The sequence below is a fragment of the Ancylobacter sp. TS-1 genome, assembly GCF_009223885.1.
In the GTDB taxonomy this organism is placed as follows: Bacteria; Pseudomonadota; Alphaproteobacteria; order Rhizobiales; family Xanthobacteraceae; genus Ancylobacter.
Genome location: NZ_CP045144.1, coordinates 1,035,291 through 1,052,179, shown reverse-complemented (window position 1 = coordinate 1,052,179; position 16,889 = coordinate 1,035,291). Strand labels below are relative to the sequence as shown.

Below are 16,889 nucleotides of genomic sequence, written 5' to 3'. Positions count from 1 at the left end.
GTCGTCAGGCGAGCGTCGCGAGCGCCGCCTCCCGGTTCGGGTGGATCGGAATGAGCGTGGAGAAGCCGCTCACGTCGAAGACCTCGTGGACCTGCGGGATGAGGCTGCACACCGCCAGCGTGGAGCCCGTGCTGCGTGCCAGCTTGGTGGCCTTCAGCACGACACGCAGACCCGCCGAGCTGATGTAGCTCAGATCGGCGAAATCCAGCAGGATGACCCCGCCGCCGGACGGTGCCGCGGCGAGGAATTCGTCCAGCTTGGGCGAGGAACTGCTGTCGAGACGCCCCCTCACGGTGGTGACGACCACATTGCCTTCCACGAAGCGCTCAATATGTATCAAGTTTCCGACTCCGCATCTGCCCTCGCGGCAACGCGACAAGAGGCATGTGCGCTCCACGGCGCCCCCGTCTCCCATCGCGTGAGGATGGGCTAGGACTACCGGCAATGGTGCGGGCGTGCAAGGCGCGCCGCGCCGCCGGAGCCGTCGTCCGGCTCCGCCCTTCGTCCGTCTGCTTCCGGTCGATGACGGGCGGCATCAGTGCTCGAAGCGCAGCATGAGCGCCTGCCGTTCGCCCTCGCGGTCGATCACCAGCTTGTCGGCGCGCTTGCTGAGCATGTAGCCGACGAAGCGGGCCACTGCCTGCGCGTCGCCGAGCAGGTCCTCGGGGGAGGGCCGGTGCGTCGGAATCTCGATCGGGGCGCCCTTGTAGAGCAGGCTGACGTCGAAATTGTTCTCGTCGAAATGCGCGCGCATCTCCAACCCGTCCTCGGCGACGCCGGTGTCGAGCAGCATCTCGACACCCTCGGCGACGACCGGGATGGCGGAGGCGATGACATCGCGCCGGGCGCCCCAGAGGTCGCCCTGATGTTCCAGGAAGGTCGTCGTCACGGTGAACGGGTTCTCCTCCAGCGTGACCTGACGCGAGGCGACCTGACGGATGCCGATGCGGAAGAACAGGTTCAGCGCGATGGCGACGCCGGTCGACGCCGACAGCGGCGATTCGAGGATTGGCTGCATCCAGTCCGGCGTCGCGCGGACCAACTCGGGCAGCAGCGCCACGGCAAGGCCGGTGAGCACGGCGAGGCCGACGGTGAAGATGCGCCGGTCGCTGAGGCGCCGGGACAGGATGAGTTCCATGCCGGCGACGATGAGGAAGGCGGCGGCATAGATCAGGATCGCGCCGATCACCGGGCCCGGAATGATGGTGAGCGCGCCGATGAGGCGCGGCGAGAAGGCCGCCAGAACCATGATCCCGCCGGCGATGGCACCCACGCGCCACGCGGTGGTGCCGGTTGCGAAGGCGACGCCGATGGTGGCCGAGGACGAGGCGCTGGCGAAGCCGCCGGTGACGGCCGCACCCATGTCGGCGATGGTGTTGGCGCGGATGGCGCGGCCGGCCTGGTCGAGATCGGCGCGGCGCCAGTCGGCATCGTCCATGCGCTGCATGGAGACCACGGTTCCCAGCATGTCGACCGCCGAGATGACGCCGGTCAGGATGGCGGCGGGCAGCAGCGCCCATGAGAAGAAGCTGATGCCCGGGAAGCCGATATGCGGCAGGTCGATAACGGCCAGCGTCGAGAGGGCGTGCTCCGGCTCCGGGGTTACGCCGACATAGGCGGCCAGGACCCAGCCTGTCCCGGCGCCGATGGCGACCGCGAAAAGGCGCAGCATGCCGCGCGAGAAGATCGCCAGCACGATGATGATGACCAGCGTCACGAGGCTGACCATGGGGAAGCGCAGGTCGAGCGCCGGGCCGACTTCCCCCGACAGGCCGAACACGCGGCGCAGCGCCGGCTCCGCCAGCGCGACGCCCAGCATGGTGACGGCGACGCCGCAGATCTCCGGCGGGAAGACCGCGCGCAGCGCGCTCATGAAGCGGGACAGGGTGAGCTGCGAGAGGGCGGCGACAAGGCTCATGCCGGCGTAAAGCGCCGGGCCGCCGGCGGCGAGCGACTGCACGGCCAGCGGCAGGTGCGCCATGTTGGGAATCTGCACCAGCAGCATGCCGGCGCCGGGCCGGGGCAGGCATTCGACCAGCGTGGCGAGCCCCATGAAGATGATGCAGCTAGTGATGAGGATCTGCGTGTCGTCGAAGGACAGGCCGGCCTCGGCCGCCGCGACCAGCGGATAGACGATGAAGAGCAGGGCGAGCGTGGCGTGCTGGACACCGAGGATGATGAGCGTGCCGAGCGGGGGCTTTTCGTCGACCGAATAGAGGATGTTGGTAGGTTTACGCGGCATCGGGCACAGCCAACAAGGAGGACAGGGCGACGGATGCCGCCTTCCACGCGCCGCACCCGTCGGAGGACCGGGATTCGCGCCCGGTCGCGGCGACTATGGGGCGGGGTCGGTCCGTGGGCAAGTTGATGGAAGGTAGGGTCCGCGAACCGCTCCGACATGGCCCGCGCCCGCCCGCGCAGGCGGCGCCATCCGGCCATACCGAGGCGCCCGCACGCGTTTCGGCAAGGAGGTCGGATCTGTCGGGGGGATCGAGAAAGTGGCTCCCTGAGCAGGACTCGAACCTGCGACCATTCGATTAACAGTCGAACGCTCTACCAACTGAGCTATCAGGGACCGGAGACGCCGGGGCATCTCGGAGGCCGGCGATATAGCAACGCGGGACCCGTTTGTGAAGTCGGAACCCGCAACTATGTGGATATCCTCACGCGCTGAGGCGTTCCTGCTGCCCGGCGAACTGCAGCTGATGGAAGGTGAAATACCGGCCACGCTTGGCGATCAGCTCCTCGTGACGCCCGCTTTCGACCACGCGACCCTTTTCCACAACACAGATGCGGTCGGCGTTGATCACGGTCTGCAGGCGGTGCGCGATCACCAGCGTGGTGCGGTTGCGCTGCAACTCGTAGAGGGCCTTCTGCACCTCGGCCTCGGATTCGCTGTCGAGCGCGGCGGTGGCCTCGTCGAGCAGCAGGATCGGGGCGTCCTTGAGGAAGGCGCGGGCGATGGCGATTCGCTGGCGCTGGCCGCCGGAAAGCTCGGCGCCGTGCTCGCCGACGCGGCTGTTGTAGCCGTCCTTGAAGCCGGTGATGAAGTCGTGGGCGTGGGCGGCCTTGGCGGCGGCGATGATCTCGTCCTCGGTGGCCGAGGGGCGCCCGGCGGCGATGTTGTCGCGGACCGAGCCGGAGAACAGGAACACGTCCTGGCTCACGAAGCCGATGGCCTGGCGCAGCGAGCGGCGCGTGACCTGCGTGATCTTCTGGCCGTCGATGGCGATGGTGCCCGAATCGATCTCGTAGAACCGCTCGATAAGGTTCATGACGGTGCTCTTGCCGCCGCCCGAGGGGCCGACGAGGGCCGTGGTCCTGCCCGGCTCGGCGACGAAGGTGAGGCCCCGCAGCACGGGCTCCTCGGCGCGGTAGCCGAAGAAGACGTCGTCGAACTCGATCTTGCCGCCCTCGACCTTCAGGGCCGGCGTGTCCGGCTCGTCCACCTCGATCGGCGGGCGGTCGAGAAGGTCGAACAGCATGCGCGCGCCGAGAAGGTGTGTGGTGAGGTCGATGTTGAGGCGCGCCAGCCGCTTGGCGGGCTCGTAGCTCAGCAGCAGCGCGGTGATGACCGAGAAGAACTCGCCCGGTGTGCGCCCGCCATGCAGCACGCCCCAGCCGGCATACATGACGACGAGGCCGATCGCGACGCCGCCGAGCGCCTCCATCAAGGGGCCGGACTGCGACTGGGCGCGGATCATGCGGTTGGAGGCCTTCTCCAGCCGGTCGATGCGCTCATAGATCCGCGTGCGCTGGTCGTCCTCCATGGTGAAGGACTTGATGGTGCGGATGCCCTGGAACGCCTCGATCGACTCCGTCATGATCTGGATGGCGCTGTGGAACTCGCGGCTGAAGATCTTCTGCACCTTGCGGATCAGCGAGCGCACCCCGCCGACGGCGACCGGCATCACAACGAGGCCGATGCACGCCATGAACGGGTCCTGGATGATCATGACGATGGTCAGGCCGATCACCGACAGCAGGTCGCGTCCCAGGCTGGTGATGATGAGGTTCAGCACGTTGCGCGCGGCCTGCGCGCCTGTGTTGAAGCGCAGCATGATCTCGGCGGTGTGGCTGCGCGCGAAGAAGGCGACGTCCTGCGCCAGCAGCCGGTCGAGCACCTGCTTCTGGTTATCGGCCACGATGCGGTTGCCGACCTTGGCGAGCGTCACCGCCTGCCCGTAGGCGGAAAAGCCCTTCACGAGGCTCAGCACGAGGACGGCGGCGGACAGGATCCAGATCGCGGACGAGTTCTGCTGGACGAAGATGCGGTTGATGACGTCGCCCATCAGATAGGCCAGGCCGGAAGTGGTGGCGGCCATGATGCCCATGAAAATGAAGGAGAGCGTGTAGCCCTTCCAGTGCCGCCGGCCGTCGGTCATGAACAGCCGCTTGACGGTATCGCGGGTCTCGGCGCTGATCAGGTTGCGAAGGGCGTTGGCCATCTTGGCTGGCAACATAAGGCTCTTTCCTTTGCACAGAACCCGGATTTCGGCCCGGGCGTTCGCGTCCCGGCGCGCTTCGCAAAGCGGGGGAGGGCGGCGGGATCATCAACGACGAACCCGGCGAGTTGTCAAACCGACAGGCCCGCGCAGGCCTCAAAACCGTTGATGACAATGGCTTGCGAGGGGCACGGGAATGTGTCGGTTTCCAGCGACACGCGCCGCCGGCGCGAAATCCGGCCGGCGGCGCGTGCGTGAACTGGAGGCCACGCCCGGAATCGAACCGGGGTGCACGGATTTGCAGTCCGCTGCGTAACCACTCCGCCACGTGGCCGACCGGGCGGGCGTTGCATCGCCCGATGGACCGGCGGCCTCATAACAGAGCTGATGGCGATGAGCAACGCGCTGCGGCCCCCGGCGGGCGTCGCGAGGGGCGCGCGGGCGCATCGAGCTGTGGATGGCCCGTCGCGCACCGGCCCGGCGCGCCGGGGGCTCCGGCGACGGCCGGCCGGCGCGGCGCGCGGGTTGGAAATCTTCGAGACAGGACGCTCAGAACTCTTGCATTGGGCGCGCGGGTGCCGCAATTCTGCGCTCGCGTCCCGCTGCGCTCCTGCGGCGCGGTGGCCCTTGGGCGCCCGTTGGGCGCCATGCCCGTTTCGTTTCGAGGTTGTCGCCGAATGATCGATTTCGCCGAGATGCGCCGCGCCATGGTCGATGCGCAGGTGCGCGCCAACGACGTCACCGACCTGCGGATCGTGGCCGCCATGCTGGAAACCCCGCGCGAGCGCTTCGTGCCGGCGGGGCTGCGCAACTTCGCCTATATCGACGACGACCTTCTGGTGAAGGAAGGCGCGCCCGCGCGCTACCTGATGGAGCCGATGGTGCTCGCCAAGCTGTTGCAGGCGGCCGAGATCGGCCCCGACGCGCTGGTGCTCGATGTCGGCGCCGCCAGCGGCTATTCGACCGCCGTGCTGGCGAAGCTGGCCGGGCAGGTCGTGGCCCTCGAAGAAGATGCCGAGCTTGCGGCCCAGGGTTCGACCGAACTCGTCGAGCTCGGCCTGCTCAATGCCGCTTATGTCCAGGGGCCGATGGCCGCCGGCTGGCCGGCCGAGGCGCCCTATGACGTGATCATTCTCAACGGTTCGGTCGATGCGGCGCCCGAATCGCTGCTCGCGCAGCTCAAGCCCGGCGGGCGACTCGTCGCCGTCGTCGGTCGCGGGCGCGCCGGGCGTGCCACCGTGTTCACGCACACCACCGGCGGCATCGGATCGCGGGTGGTGTTCGACGCCGCAGTGCCGACCCTGCCGGGGTTCGAGGCGCGTCCGGGCTTTGTGTTCTAAGGCTTTCCGAACACCCTGTGGCTGATCTGCCGCGTGTCCGACTAAATCGGCTGCGGGATCGAACCGAACGGTTCACAGCCCCTCTCCGAACACCTATTCTGACAGCGCGTCATCAGAGACAAGAGAGTCGCGGGCAGGCGGCTCCACCCAGTGAAGCGTTCGCAGAGGTTGGACCATGTGGCTGTCGGCTACCGGGGGCAAGGTCGTCGCATTCGCGGCGGTCGCTTTTGCCATTGGAATTTCGGTTCCTGCAAAGGCGCAGACCCTCGAACAGGCCCTCGTGGCCGCGTACCGCAATAACCCCACGCTCAATTCGCAGCGCGCCGCGACGCGCGCCACGGATGAGTATGTCCCGATCGCCCTGGCAGGCTACCGGCCGCAGATCTTCGGCAGCGCCTATGCGGGCCAGCAGTGGACGGAGACCCGCATGGATCCGGGTCAGGCGTCGTTGTCGGGCGGCGGCTCGCTGACCGTCACGAAGACGTCCCCGACCGGCTTCGGCATCACCATAAGCCAGACCATCTATGATGGCCTGAGGACCGCCAATTCGGTGCGCAGCGCGGAATCGCAGGTGCGCGGCCAGCGCGAGTTGCTGCGCAACACCGAGCAGCTCGTGCTGCTCGATGCGGCCACCGCCTATATGAACGTGCTTCAGAACGCGGCGCTGCTCGACCTGCAGAAGCAGAACCTCGAGGCCCTGAAGGAAGAACTGCGCGCCGCCCGCGACCGCTTCTCCGTCGGCGAGATCACCCGCACCGACGTCGCGCAGGCCGAGGCGAGCGTCGCCAATGCCCAGAGCGAGCTGGCGCTGGCGCAGTCGAACCTCAACACCGCCAACGCCGTGTTCTTCCAGGTCATCGGCCTCAAGCCGACGAAGCTGACCCCCGGCCGGCCGATCGACCGCCTGCTGCCGAAGACGCTCAACACCGCCGTCGACACGGGCATCAGCCGCCATCCGGCGGTGAAGGCGGCCCAGTTCGCCGTGGATGCGGGCCTCGCCAATGTGAAGGTGGCGGAGGCCGCGCTCTCGCCGACGCTGAGCCTCAACGGCACCGCCTCCTCGGACTACAACAGCACCACCAATGTCGAGCGGCAGACTTCGGCGGCGGCGACGCTGAACCTTTCCGTGCCGATCTATCAGGGTGGCTCCGAATACGCGACCATCCGCCAGAGCAAGGAAACGCTGGGTCAGCTCCGCATCGAGGTCGACATCAACCGCGAGCAGGTGCGGGCGAATGTCGTGCAGTTCTGGGGCGCCCTCGAAGCCGCCAAGGCGGCCATCGAATCGGCGCAGGCCTCGGTGGCGGCGAACGAGATCGCGCTGCGCGGCGTGCGTGAGGAATGGCGCGTCGGCCAGCGCACCACGCTCGACGTGCTGAACGCGCAGACCGCGCTGTTCGACGCCCGCGCCAGCCTCGTCATCGCGCAGCGCGACCGCGTCGTCGCGTCCTATGCGGTGCTGTCCGCTAGCGGCGACCTGAACGCCAGCCGGCTCAGCCTCAAGGTTCCGGTCTACAACCCGCAGGTTCACTACAACCAGGTGCGCGACGCGTGGATCGGCGTGCGGACCCCCGGCGGCCAGTAATCGCGCCGCCGGTTCCGCGCCGGGTTAACCATAAGCACCAATCTCTGGTGGTCATCGGGATGTTACGGCTTGGCGCGCGGCGTCGGGCAGTACACACTTTACGAAGTCTTAACGCATGATTCGCGCGGCGCGGCTGCTGGAGCGGCGCCGTGTCGGCTCGATGATCGGAATCAGCGCAATGTCGGCGAATGCGAGGGCGAACGAACCGTCCATGGAGGAGATCCTGGCCTCCATCCGGCGCATCATCTCCGATGAAGTCGCGGCCGACCCGGTTCCCCCCGCACCCGCCCGTTCCGAGCCGACCCGCTCCAGCTCCGGGCGCGACGCCTATGCCGGCGCCGGGCGCGAGCTGCCGGGTCGTGATCTTCCGGTCCGCGACGCGCATCTGCGCGACACCTATTCGCGTGAGCCGGCGACCGCCCGTCCGTCCTTCACGCGGGAGCCGCTGACCAGTGCGCCGTCGCGCCCCGCGCCTGCGGCCCCGGTTTCGCGCAGCCGCCCGGCGGATTCCTTTGTTCCGGTCGCCTCCTCGGCGACGCGGCCGGTGCCGCCTTCCGCCGGTTCCACCTATGGGGGACCCTCGGGCGCCTCGCTGCGCCCGGCTTCGGCGCCGGTCAACTATGTGCCGCCGGGCCGCGCGCCGGCCGCCGACCCCTTTGCCCCGCGCCCGCGCAGCCTTTCCTCGGCAGCGGCCGCTTACGCCATGGCGATGCCCGAGCCGGTGGACGAGGCGCCGGCCGTCGAACGCCGGGCGCCCGACTTCCGCCAGCCCGAATCCCGTCCGCCTGAATCCCGTGGCTTCGAGCCGCGTCCCACGGCGGTTCCGCCGCGCGCCGCGATGCCCGACACCAGCGGGCTCGACGCGCCGCTGGCGAGCGCCTTGCTCGATCTCGCCATGGTCGAACGGGCGGTACAGGCCGAACTGGCCAATGTGCCGCTGGCCGCCACCCGCAGCGCGGCGCCGACGCCTTCGGCGGCACCCGCCGCCCGCCCGCTGTCGGCCGAGGCCCGGCCCGCCGCCGCGACATCGGTTGAGCCCGCCGCTGCCGCCCCCGTTTCTGCCGAACTCCCGTCCGCTCCGCCGACCGCCGCTGCGGACCGCGCGGTCGAGGCCGCGCCTTCCATATCTGAGCCGTCCGCTTCCGCGCTGGCGGCCGTCGCCTCGGCCCCTCCGGCTGTCGAGCCGGCGACGGTGGAGACGTCCGCTCCGGCCGCCGAGCCCGCCGCCCCGGTGGCAGAGCCGGCGTTGACCGCCGAAGCCTCAGTCCCCGAAACCACGGCTCCCGAGATTCCGGCGCCGGAAGCCCCGGCCGCCACGGCGCCGGTGTCTGCCGCGCCGATCTCGGCTGCACCGGAGAGCGTTCCGACGTCGCGTGTCGCGGCGCCGCTGTCGCGACTGGAGGCCCGCCTCGTGGAATCGCGTCTGCCTGAAGCCCGACTGTCCGAATCGCGCTCGTCCGAATCCCGCTTCGGTGCGGCGGCCCGGCTCGCCGGCGCCGATGTCCCGGCGACGGGTGCGGAGAGCGCGCGCGAGCGCCTCGTCTCGGCGCCCGCCAGCACCGCCGTCTCGGCCGCCTTCGGCTCGCTGCAGCGCTCGGTGGCCGCGCCCGCGCGCACGGTCGACGACCTCGTGTCCGAGGCGCTCAAGCCGATGCTGAAGACCTGGCTCGACGAGAACCTGCCGGCGCTGGTCGAGCGTCTGGTCCGCGCCGAGATCGAGCGAGTCGCCCGCCAGGGCCAGTGATCCCGGCGCCCGACGGCGCTTCCCTAGCCCATTCGAGGCATGGACAGTGCCGATGCGCGCGCATCGGCATACCCGCTCGGCTGCCCCCTGAACTCCTTTGCCGTTGACTCGGGCCACCGGCTCCGCTTTGTCTCGCACCCGTTCAAGAGAAGGTGCCGGAGCCAAAATGCTCGATAACAGGTTCGATCCCGCCGCCGTCGAAGACCGCATCTACCAGGCGTGGCTGGAGGCGGGCGCGTTCAAGGCCGGGCGGCCCGAGCGGGCAGGGGCCGAGCCCTATTGCATCGTCATCCCGCCGCCGAACGTGACCGGCTCGCTCCATATGGGGCACGCGCTTAACAACACGCTGCAGGACATTCTCTGCCGCTTCGAGCGCATGCGCGGCAAGGACGTGCTGTGGCAGGTCGGCACCGACCATGCGGGCATCGCGACGCAGATGGTGGTCGAGCGCCAGCTCGCCGAGCGCCAGCTTCCCGGCCGCCGCGAGATGGGCCGCGCTGCCTTCGTCGAGCGGGTGTGGGCGTGGAAGGAAGAATCCGGCGGCACCATCATCAACCAGCTGCGCAAGCTTGGCGCCTCGGCCGACTGGTCGCGTGAGCGCTTCACCATGGACGAGGGCCTGTCCCGCGCCGTCCTCAAGGTGTTCGTGCGGCTCTACAAGGACGGGCTGATCTACAAGGACAAGCGGCTGGTCAACTGGGACCCGAAGTTCCAGTCCGCCATTTCCGACCTTGAGGTGCTGCAGGTCGAGGTGAAGGGCCATCTCTGGCACCTGCGCTACCCGCTCGCCGACGGTGTGACCTATGAGCACCCGATCGCCTTCGACGAGAACGACCAGCCCTACGAGTTCGAGACCCGCGACTACATCGTCGTCGCCACCACGCGCCCCGAGACCATGCTCGGCGACACGGCCGTCGCGGTGCATCCGGAAGACCCGCGCTATCAGGGCCTTGTCGCGGCGAAGGCGAAGGTGCGCCTGCCGCTGGTCGGACGCCTCATCCCGATCGTGCCGGACGAATATTCCGACCCGACCAAGGGCACCGGCGCGGTGAAGATCACCCCGGCGCACGATTTCAACGATTTCGAGGTCGGCCGCCGGCACAACCTGCCGATGATCAACGTGCTGGATTCCGAGGCGCGGATGGCGCTCGCCGGCAATGAGGACTTCCTCGCCGGCGCGATGCCGGGTGCCGATCTCGACGCCGCGCTGGCGCTCGACGGGCTCTCCCGCGAGGCGGCGCGCAAGGCCGTGGTCGCCTTCTTCGAGGAGGGCGGTTTCCTCGACCGGATCGAGCCGCACACCCACATGGTGCCGCATGGCGACCGCTCGAATGTCGTCATCGAGCCGTGGCTGACCGACCAGTGGTATGTCGACGCCCATACCCTCGCCCAGCCGGCGCTGGCCGCCGTGCGCGAGGGGCGCACGACCTTCGTGCCGAAGAACTGGGAGAAGACCTATTTCGAATGGCTGGAGAACATCCAGCCCTGGTGCGTCTCGCGCCAGCTCTGGTGGGGCCACCAGATTCCGGCCTGGTACGGGCCGGATGGCACCATCTTCGTCGAGGAGACGGAAGAGGAGGCGGTCGCCGCCGCGCTCGCCCATTGCGTGCAGGCCGGCATCATCACCGACGCCGAGGCCCGGGAACTCGCCGTCGACGCGGAAAAGCGCGCCGCGCTGATCACTCGCGACGAGGACGTGCTCGACACCTGGTTCTCCTCGGCGCTGTGGCCGTTCTCGACGCTCGGCTGGCCGGACGAGACGCCGGAACTGGCGCGCTTCTACCCGACCTCGGTGCTGATCACCGGCTTCGACATCATCTTCTTCTGGGTCGCCCGGATGATGATGATGGGCCTGCACTTCATGCCCGACGTGCCGTTCAGGGATGTCTACATCCACGCCCTCGTCCGCGACGAGAAGGGCGCCAAGATGTCGAAGTCCAAGGGCAACGTCATCGACCCGCTCGACCTCGTGGAGAAATACGGCGCCGATGCGCTGCGCTTCACGCTGGCGGCGATGGCGGCGCAGGGCCGCGACATCAAGCTGGCGACCTCCCGCGTCGAGGGCTACCGCAACTTCGCGACCAAGCTGTGGAACGCCGCCCGCTTCGCCGAGATGAACGGGTGCGGGCGCGACCCGGCCTTCGATCCGCGCGCGGTGACGTCGACGCTGAACCGCTGGATCCTCGCCGAGACCCAGAAGGCCGGCGCGGAAATCACCGCGGCGCTGGTCGAGTACAAGTTCAACGAGGCGGCGGGCGCGGCCTATCGCTTCGTGTGGAACATCTTCTGCGACTGGTATCTGGAACTCGCCAAGCCGGTCTTCACCGGCAGCGACGAGGCCTGGAAGGCGGAGACGCGGGCCACCGCCGCCTTCGTGCTCGACGAGATCCTCAAGCTGCTGCACCCCTTCATGCCCTTCCTCACGGAAGAGTTGTGGGCGCGCATCGCCGAGACCGGCGCGCCGCGCGGGGAACTGCTGGTGCTGTCGCAGTGGCCGGCTCTGGACGGGCTGGAAGCGCCCGACGCAGAGGCCGAGATCGGCTGGCTGATCGACCTGGTGACCGAAATCCGCTCGGTCCGCGCGGAAATGAACGTCCCGGCCGGGGCGCAGATTCCGCTCGTGCTGGTGGGGGCGAGCCCTCGCACGGTGGATCGCGCCACCTTGTGGACCGACGTGCTGGTGCGGCTCGCGCGCCTGTCGCAGCTCTCCTTCGCGGTGGAGGCGCCGGCCGGCTCGGTGCAGGTCGTGGTGCGCGGCGAGACGGCGGCGCTGCCGCTGGCCGGCATCATCGACATGGAGGCCGAGGCGGCGCGTCTGTCCAAGGAATTCGGCAAGACCGCCGACGACATCGCCAAGGTCGACGCCAAGCTCGGCAATGCCGACTTCATCAAGCGGGCGCCGGAAGAGGTGATCGAGGAGCAGCGCGAGCGCCGCGAGGCGGCGGCCGCCCGTGCGGAGAAAATCCGCGAGGCGCTGGCCCGGCTCGGCAAGGTGGGCTGATCCGGCTGGCTGTCATCGAAGCGTCACGCGATCCGGGCTAGAGCCCGTCGTTTCAGGGCGGGAGAGGGCGCGTGCCGTTTATCGAGAGCTTCCACACCGGCGACTTCCTCTCGACCATGGTCAGCCTCATCGTCGCCTTCGCGATGGGGACGCTGATCGGTGCCGAGCGGCAATACCGGCAGCGCACGGCGGGGCTGCGCACCAATGTGCTGGTGGCGATCGGTGCCTGCCAGTTCGTCGACATGGCGATGCATCTGGCCGGTCCCGAGGGGGCGGTGCGGGTGGTGGCCTATGTCGTCTCCGGCATCGGCTTTCTCGGCGCCGGCGTGATCATGAAGGAAGGCACCAACATACGCGGGCTGAACACCGCGGCGACGCTCTGGTGCTCGGCGGCGGTGGGTGCCTGCGCCGGCGCCGATCTCGTCGCCCAGTCGGTGCTGCTCACCGGCTTCGTGCTGGCCGGAAACACCATGCTGCGCCCGCTGGTGACGGCGCTGGAGCGCCTGCCGCGCGACGACGAGTCGACCGAGGCCACCTATGGCGTGAGCATCGTGACCAGCCCCGCCGCCGCCGACCGGCTGCGCGCCGAGGTGGCAAAGCTGCTGGAGGCGGCGAAGTTCCCGGTCGAGGAAGTCGAGCTTCAGGATCGAATCGACGGCTCCGCCGAGCTGCACGCGACGCTGGTGAACACGTCGGTCCGCGTCGCCGAACTCGACGCGGCGGTGCTGCGGCTGCGCCACCTGCCGGGCGTCACCGCCGCGAACTGGACCCGTTCGGCGGTCGACTGAGCGGAAGTGCCTCAGGCGGGCGGCGTCGCGGCGTCCTGCGACGCCTTCAGCAGCCCCTCCAGCCGGTCAAGCTCGGCGCGCAGCCGCTCGATGACGTCGGCGGCCTCCGACAGCTCGTCCTCCACCTTGTCGCGGCGGAAGGCGTCCAGATCGGCTGCCATGGCCCTCAGGCGCTCGACGATGTTACCGCTCGACATGCTCTGCTCCCTGCTTCCTGTCCCGGAGCCGGAATGCGTACCGGTCCGGTCCTCCCTCGCACCCGCCGAATGTGTCGGGGGTGAGATTAAATGATTGTAATTCAATACGTTACGTCAGTCCCTCACGGTGTCCGGAGCGACGGAACCGGCGGGCAGAGCTATCGCAATTTTGTGACCGGACGGCAACAGTGTCACGCATTCGCAACCATAAGCCCAGCCTCCCGGGCGGGCGCCGCGATGCCGCCACAAACCGGCACGAAATCCGACTGATAGACGGGGGATAGAGGTGTACGGGCGCGGTTGCCCGAAAAACCCCCGCGCCGGGATGCGTGCAGACATGGACGTCAGGACCATCATCGACAAGCGCAACTTGCCGAGCCGCCATGTGACGGAAGGGCCGGCGCGCGCGCCGCACCGTTCGTATCTCTATGCGATGGGCCTGACCCGCGAGCAGATCCACCAGCCGCTGGTGGGTGTCGCCTCGTGCTGGAACGAGGCCGCGCCCTGCAACATCTCGCTGATGCGCCAGGCGCAGGCGGTGAAGAAGGGCGTGGCGTCCGCCGCCGGCACGCCGCGCGAGTTCTGCACCATCACCGTCACCGACGGCATCGCCATGGGCCATGAGGGCATGAAGGCGTCGCTCGCCTCCCGCGAGGTGATTGCCGATTCCGTCGAGCTGACCATGCGCGGTCATGCCTATGATGCCCTTGTCGGCCTCGCCGGCTGCGACAAGTCGCTGCCCGGCATGATGATGGCGATGCTGCGCCTCAACGTGCCGTCGATCTTCATCTATGGCGGCTCCATCCTGCCGGGTTCGTTCCGCGGCCAGCCGGTCACGGTGCAGGACCTGTTCGAGGCGGTCGGCAAATATTCCGTCGGCGGCATGTCGCTCGACGATCTCGACGAGCTTGAGCAGGTCGCCTGTCCGTCCGCCGGCGCCTGCGGCGCGCAGTTCACCGCCAACACCATGGCGACGGTTTCCGAGGCGATCGGCCTCGCTCTGCCCTATTCGGCCGGCGCGCCGGCGCCCTACGAGATCCGCGACAAGTTCTGCATGGCCGCCGGCGAGCAGGTGATGGACCTTCTGGCCCGCAACATCCGCCCGCGCGACATCGTCACCCGCAAGGCGCTGGAGAATGCCGCGACCGTGGTCGCCGCCTCGGGCGGCTCGACCAATGCGGCGCTGCACCTGCCGGCCATGGCGCATGAAGTGGGCATCGAATTCGACCTGTTCGACGTCGCCGAGATCTTCAAGCGCACGCCCTACATCGCCGACCTCAAGCCCGGCGGGCGCTATGTCGCCAAGGACATGTTCGAGGCTGGCGGCATTCCGCTGCTGATGAAGACCCTGCTCGACCACGGCTTCCTGCACGGCGACTGCATGACCGTCACGGGCCGCACCATCGCGGAGAACCTCGCTTCGGTGAAGTGGAACCCGCATCAGGACGTGGTGCGCCCGGCCAACGATCCGATCACCGTCACCGGCGGCGTGGTCGGCCTGAAGGGCAATCTCGCGCCCGACGGCGCCATCGTGAAGGTGGCGGGGCTCAAGAACCAGAAGTTCTCCGGCCCGGCACGCTGCTTCGACGGCGAGGAAGCCTGCTTCGAGGCGGTGAGCAACCGCGACTACAAGGACGGCGACGTTCTGGTGATCCGCTACGAGGGCCCCAAGGGCGGCCCCGGCATGCGGGAAATGCTGTCCACCACCGCTGCCCTCTACGGACAGGGCGCCGGCGACAAGGTGGCGCTGATCACGGACGGGCGCTTCTCGGGCGCCACGCGCGGCTTCTGCATCGGCCATGTCGGGCCGGAGGCGGCGGTCGGCGGCCCGATCGGGCTGATCCGCGACGGCGACATCATCACCATCGACGCAATCGAGGGCACGCTGGACGTGGCGCTCTCGGACGAGGAATTCGCCGCCCGCAAGGCGGAATGGAAGCCTCGTCCCTCGCCCGTCGGCTCGGGGGCCATCTGGAAGTTCGCGCAGGCTGTGGGTCCCGCCCGTCACGGGGCGGTCACCCATCCGGGCGGCGCGGCCGAGACCACGTGCTATGCGGATATTTGAACCTTCGGCCCTGAGGCCGCTCCTCCTTCTCGCCGCCGTCGTGCTGGCGCCCGCGCTGGCCCCGACGCTGGCCGTCGCCTTCGACGGCACGCCCGGCGCGACGGGGCCGTCCGGCGCCGCCGGCAAGCCGCGCACGGTCGACGAGATCGTGCGCCTGGGCACGCAGGCGCTGCGCTCGGGCGAGACCGCCAAGGGCATCGACTCGCTGCGCTACGCCGCCGATCAGGGCCATGCCGGCGCGCAGTGGAAGCTCGGCCGCATGTATGCGGAAGGCGAGGGCGTCGAGCGCAACGACATCAAGGCGTTCGAGTATTTCAGCCAGATCGCCAACATGCATGCCGACGACAACCCGGCGGCACCCGAGGCGCGTTTCGTCGCCGACGCCTTCGTGGCGCTCGGCGCCTATTATCTGGTGGGCATTCCCAACAGCAAGGTGCGCCGCGACGCGACCCGGGCGCGCGACATGTTCGCCTATGCGGCGTCCTATTTCGGCGACCCCGACGCGCAGTACAATCTCGCCCGCCTCTATATTGACGGCGACGGCGTGAACCGCGACCCGCGCTTCGCCGCGCGCTGGCTCGGGCTCGCCGCCCACAAGGGCCAGTACCAGGCGCAGGCGGCGCTGGGCGGGCTGCTGTTCAAGGGCGACGAGGGCATTCCGCGCCAGGGCGCGCGCGGCCTAATGTGGCTGACGCTGGCGCGCGACGCCGCCGCCGGCCCCGACGACAAATGGGTGGTGGACCTCTACGAGGACGCGTTCACCAACGCCTCGTCGGACGAGCGCGCCATGGCGCTGGTCTATCTCGAACAGTACATGAAGGCCGATCGCTGAGGCATCGGCGCTGTCGGGACGGGTGTGTCACGCCCCGATGGCCAGCTCGACCCACACCGGCACGTGGTCGGACGGCTTCTCCCAGCCGCGCACATGCTTGTCGATGCCCACCGCGCGAAGCCGGTCCGTGGCCTGCGGCGAGAGCAGCAGGTGGTCGATGCGGATGCCGTTGTTCCGCTGCCAGGCGCCGGCCTGATAGTCCCAGAAGCTGTAGAGTCCGGCTTCGTCGGTAGTGGCGCGCAGCGCGTCGGTCATGCCGAGATTGAGCAGTTCGCGAAAGGCGGCCCGCGTCTGCGGCAGGAACAGCGCGTCGCCGGTCCACGCCTCCGGGTGCGCGGCATCCTCCGGGGCGGGGATGACGTTGTAGTCGCCGCAGACGACGAGCGGCTCCTCATAGGCGAGGCGGTTCGCCACATGCGCCTTCAGCCGCTGCATCCAGCCGAGCTTGTAGGGGTATTTCTCGGTGTCGACCGGATTGCCGTTCGGCAGGTAGATGCCGCACACGCGGACCACGGCGCCGGGCGTCGACACCACAACCTCGATGAAGCGCGACTGCACGTCGGCCTCGTCGCCGGGCAGGCCGGTCGTCACCTCGTCGAAAGGATGGCGCGAGAGTACGGCGACGCCGTTGAAGCCCTTCTGGCCGTGGACGGCGACATTGTAGCCGAGCGCCTCGAACGCCTCACGCGGGAACGCCTCGTCGACGCACTTGATCTCTTGAAGGCACACCACGTCGGGCTTCGTCTCGGTGAGCCACGCGAGCGCGTGCTCCTGCCGCTGCTTGATCGAATTGACGTTCCAGGTGGCGATGCGCATGCGGGCGTCCGTTGTCACGAGTCGGGCGCAGCATGCCGCCTCGACCCTCCCGGCGCAAATGGCGGGCGTTGCCGCG

General features: G+C 68.8%; 12 protein-coding genes and 2 tRNA genes. 7 read left to right on the top strand and 7 right to left on the bottom strand.

What is annotated here, in order from left to right; translation table 11 throughout:
* Nucleotides 1–4: 4 nt before the first annotated feature.
* The 5 genes from GBB76_RS05120 to GBB76_RS05100 form a co-directional block, all read right to left on the bottom strand.
* Nucleotides 5–340: an STAS domain-containing protein gene (locus GBB76_RS05120; RefSeq protein ID WP_152302297.1), complete on the bottom strand. Its 336-nt coding sequence runs from the start codon at nucleotides 338–340 to the stop codon at nucleotides 5–7.
* A 195-nt stretch (nucleotides 341–535) separates the two neighbouring features.
* Nucleotides 536–2,242 (bottom strand): uracil-xanthine permease family protein, encoded by a 1,707-nt coding sequence (locus tag GBB76_RS05115; protein WP_152302296.1) that lies wholly within the window; start codon nucleotides 2,240–2,242, stop codon nucleotides 536–538.
* A 257-nt stretch (nucleotides 2,243–2,499) separates the two neighbouring features.
* A tRNA-Asn gene (locus GBB76_RS05110) sits at nucleotides 2,500–2,575 on the bottom strand.
* A gap of 88 nt (nucleotides 2,576–2,663) precedes the next feature.
* Complete coding sequence (locus tag GBB76_RS05105) at nucleotides 2,664–4,463, bottom strand: ABC transporter ATP-binding protein (protein WP_152302295.1); 1,800 nt, start codon at nucleotides 4,461–4,463, stop codon at nucleotides 2,664–2,666.
* A 242-nt stretch (nucleotides 4,464–4,705) separates the two neighbouring features.
* A tRNA-Cys gene (locus GBB76_RS05100) sits at nucleotides 4,706–4,779 on the bottom strand.
* A gap of 343 nt (nucleotides 4,780–5,122) precedes the next feature.
* On the opposite strand from GBB76_RS05100, the gene GBB76_RS05095 reads away from it, so the two are divergent.
* The 5 genes from GBB76_RS05095 (at nucleotide 5,123) to GBB76_RS05075 (ending at nucleotide 12,903) form a co-directional block, all read left to right on the top strand.
* Nucleotides 5,123–5,785 carry a protein-L-isoaspartate O-methyltransferase gene (locus tag GBB76_RS05095; protein WP_152302294.1) on the top strand — a complete coding sequence of 221 codons (663 nt, stop codon included), beginning with the start codon at nucleotides 5,123–5,125 and terminating at the stop codon, nucleotides 5,783–5,785.
* Between the two features lie 175 nt (nucleotides 5,786–5,960).
* Nucleotides 5,961–7,370, top strand: a complete 1,410-nt coding sequence (locus tag GBB76_RS05090) for a TolC family outer membrane protein (protein ID WP_152302293.1) — start codon at nucleotides 5,961–5,963, stop codon at nucleotides 7,368–7,370.
* A gap of 211 nt (nucleotides 7,371–7,581) precedes the next feature.
* Nucleotides 7,582–9,114 carry a DUF2497 domain-containing protein gene (locus GBB76_RS05085; protein WP_152302292.1) on the top strand — a complete coding sequence of 511 codons (1,533 nt, stop codon included), beginning with the start codon at nucleotides 7,582–7,584 and terminating at the stop codon, nucleotides 9,112–9,114.
* 166 nt (nucleotides 9,115–9,280) lie between these two features.
* Complete coding sequence (locus GBB76_RS05080; protein WP_152302291.1) at nucleotides 9,281–12,115, top strand: valine--tRNA ligase; 2,835 nt, start codon at nucleotides 9,281–9,283, stop codon at nucleotides 12,113–12,115.
* Nucleotides 12,116–12,186: 71 nt separating this feature from the next.
* On the top strand, nucleotides 12,187–12,903 hold the full coding sequence (locus GBB76_RS05075) for an MgtC/SapB family protein (protein ID WP_152302290.1): 717 nt from the start codon (nucleotides 12,187–12,189) through the stop codon (nucleotides 12,901–12,903).
* Nucleotides 12,904–12,914: 11 nt separating this feature from the next.
* Here the strand turns inward: GBB76_RS05075 and GBB76_RS05070 are convergent, their stop codons facing one another.
* Entirely contained in the window at nucleotides 12,915–13,100 is a 186-nt protein-coding gene (locus tag GBB76_RS05070; protein WP_152302289.1) for a hypothetical protein, read from the bottom strand.
* Nucleotides 13,101–13,437: 337 nt separating this feature from the next.
* Here GBB76_RS05070 and ilvD point away from each other — a divergent pair, with 337 nt between their 5' ends.
* Nucleotides 13,438–15,165: a dihydroxy-acid dehydratase gene (ilvD, locus tag GBB76_RS05065; RefSeq protein ID WP_152302288.1), complete on the top strand. Its 1,728-nt coding sequence runs from the start codon at nucleotides 13,438–13,440 to the stop codon at nucleotides 15,163–15,165.
* A complete protein-coding gene (locus GBB76_RS05060) occupies nucleotides 15,152–15,997 on the top strand; it encodes a tetratricopeptide repeat protein (RefSeq protein ID WP_202911171.1) in 846 nt (281 codons plus the stop codon). Before ilvD ends, GBB76_RS05060 begins: the two co-directional genes overlap by 14 nt.
* A gap of 27 nt (nucleotides 15,998–16,024) precedes the next feature.
* Here GBB76_RS05060 and xth read toward each other — a convergent pair whose 3' ends face one another.
* Entirely contained in the window at nucleotides 16,025–16,813 is a 789-nt protein-coding gene (gene xth / locus GBB76_RS05055) for an exodeoxyribonuclease III (protein WP_152302287.1), read from the bottom strand.
* Nucleotides 16,814–16,889 lie beyond the last annotated feature (76 nt).

Excerpts from the sequence above, each read along its gene's own strand:
- GBB76_RS05115 (WP_152302296.1), bottom strand. The coding sequence starts at position 2,242 with ATGCCGCGTAAACCTACCAACATCCTCTATTCGGTCGACGAAAAGCCC.
- GBB76_RS05105 (WP_152302295.1), bottom strand. The coding sequence starts at position 4,463 with ATGTTGCCAGCCAAGATGGCCAACGCCCTTCGCAACCTGATCAGCGCC.
- GBB76_RS05095 (WP_152302294.1), top strand. The coding sequence starts at position 5,123 with ATGATCGATTTCGCCGAGATGCGCCGCGCCATGGTCGATGCGCAGGTG.
- GBB76_RS05090 (WP_152302293.1), top strand. The coding sequence starts at position 5,961 with ATGTGGCTGTCGGCTACCGGGGGCAAGGTCGTCGCATTCGCGGCGGTC.
- GBB76_RS05085 (WP_152302292.1), top strand. The coding sequence starts at position 7,582 with ATGGAGGAGATCCTGGCCTCCATCCGGCGCATCATCTCCGATGAAGTC.
- GBB76_RS05080 (WP_152302291.1), top strand. The coding sequence starts at position 9,281 with ATGCTCGATAACAGGTTCGATCCCGCCGCCGTCGAAGACCGCATCTAC.
- GBB76_RS05070 (WP_152302289.1), bottom strand. The coding sequence starts at position 13,100 with ATGTCGAGCGGTAACATCGTCGAGCGCCTGAGGGCCATGGCAGCCGAT.
- ilvD (WP_152302288.1), top strand. The coding sequence starts at position 13,438 with ATGGACGTCAGGACCATCATCGACAAGCGCAACTTGCCGAGCCGCCAT.
- GBB76_RS05060 (WP_202911171.1), top strand. The coding sequence starts at position 15,152 with ATGCGGATATTTGAACCTTCGGCCCTGAGGCCGCTCCTCCTTCTCGCC.
- xth (WP_152302287.1), bottom strand. The coding sequence starts at position 16,813 with ATGCGCATCGCCACCTGGAACGTCAATTCGATCAAGCAGCGGCAGGAG.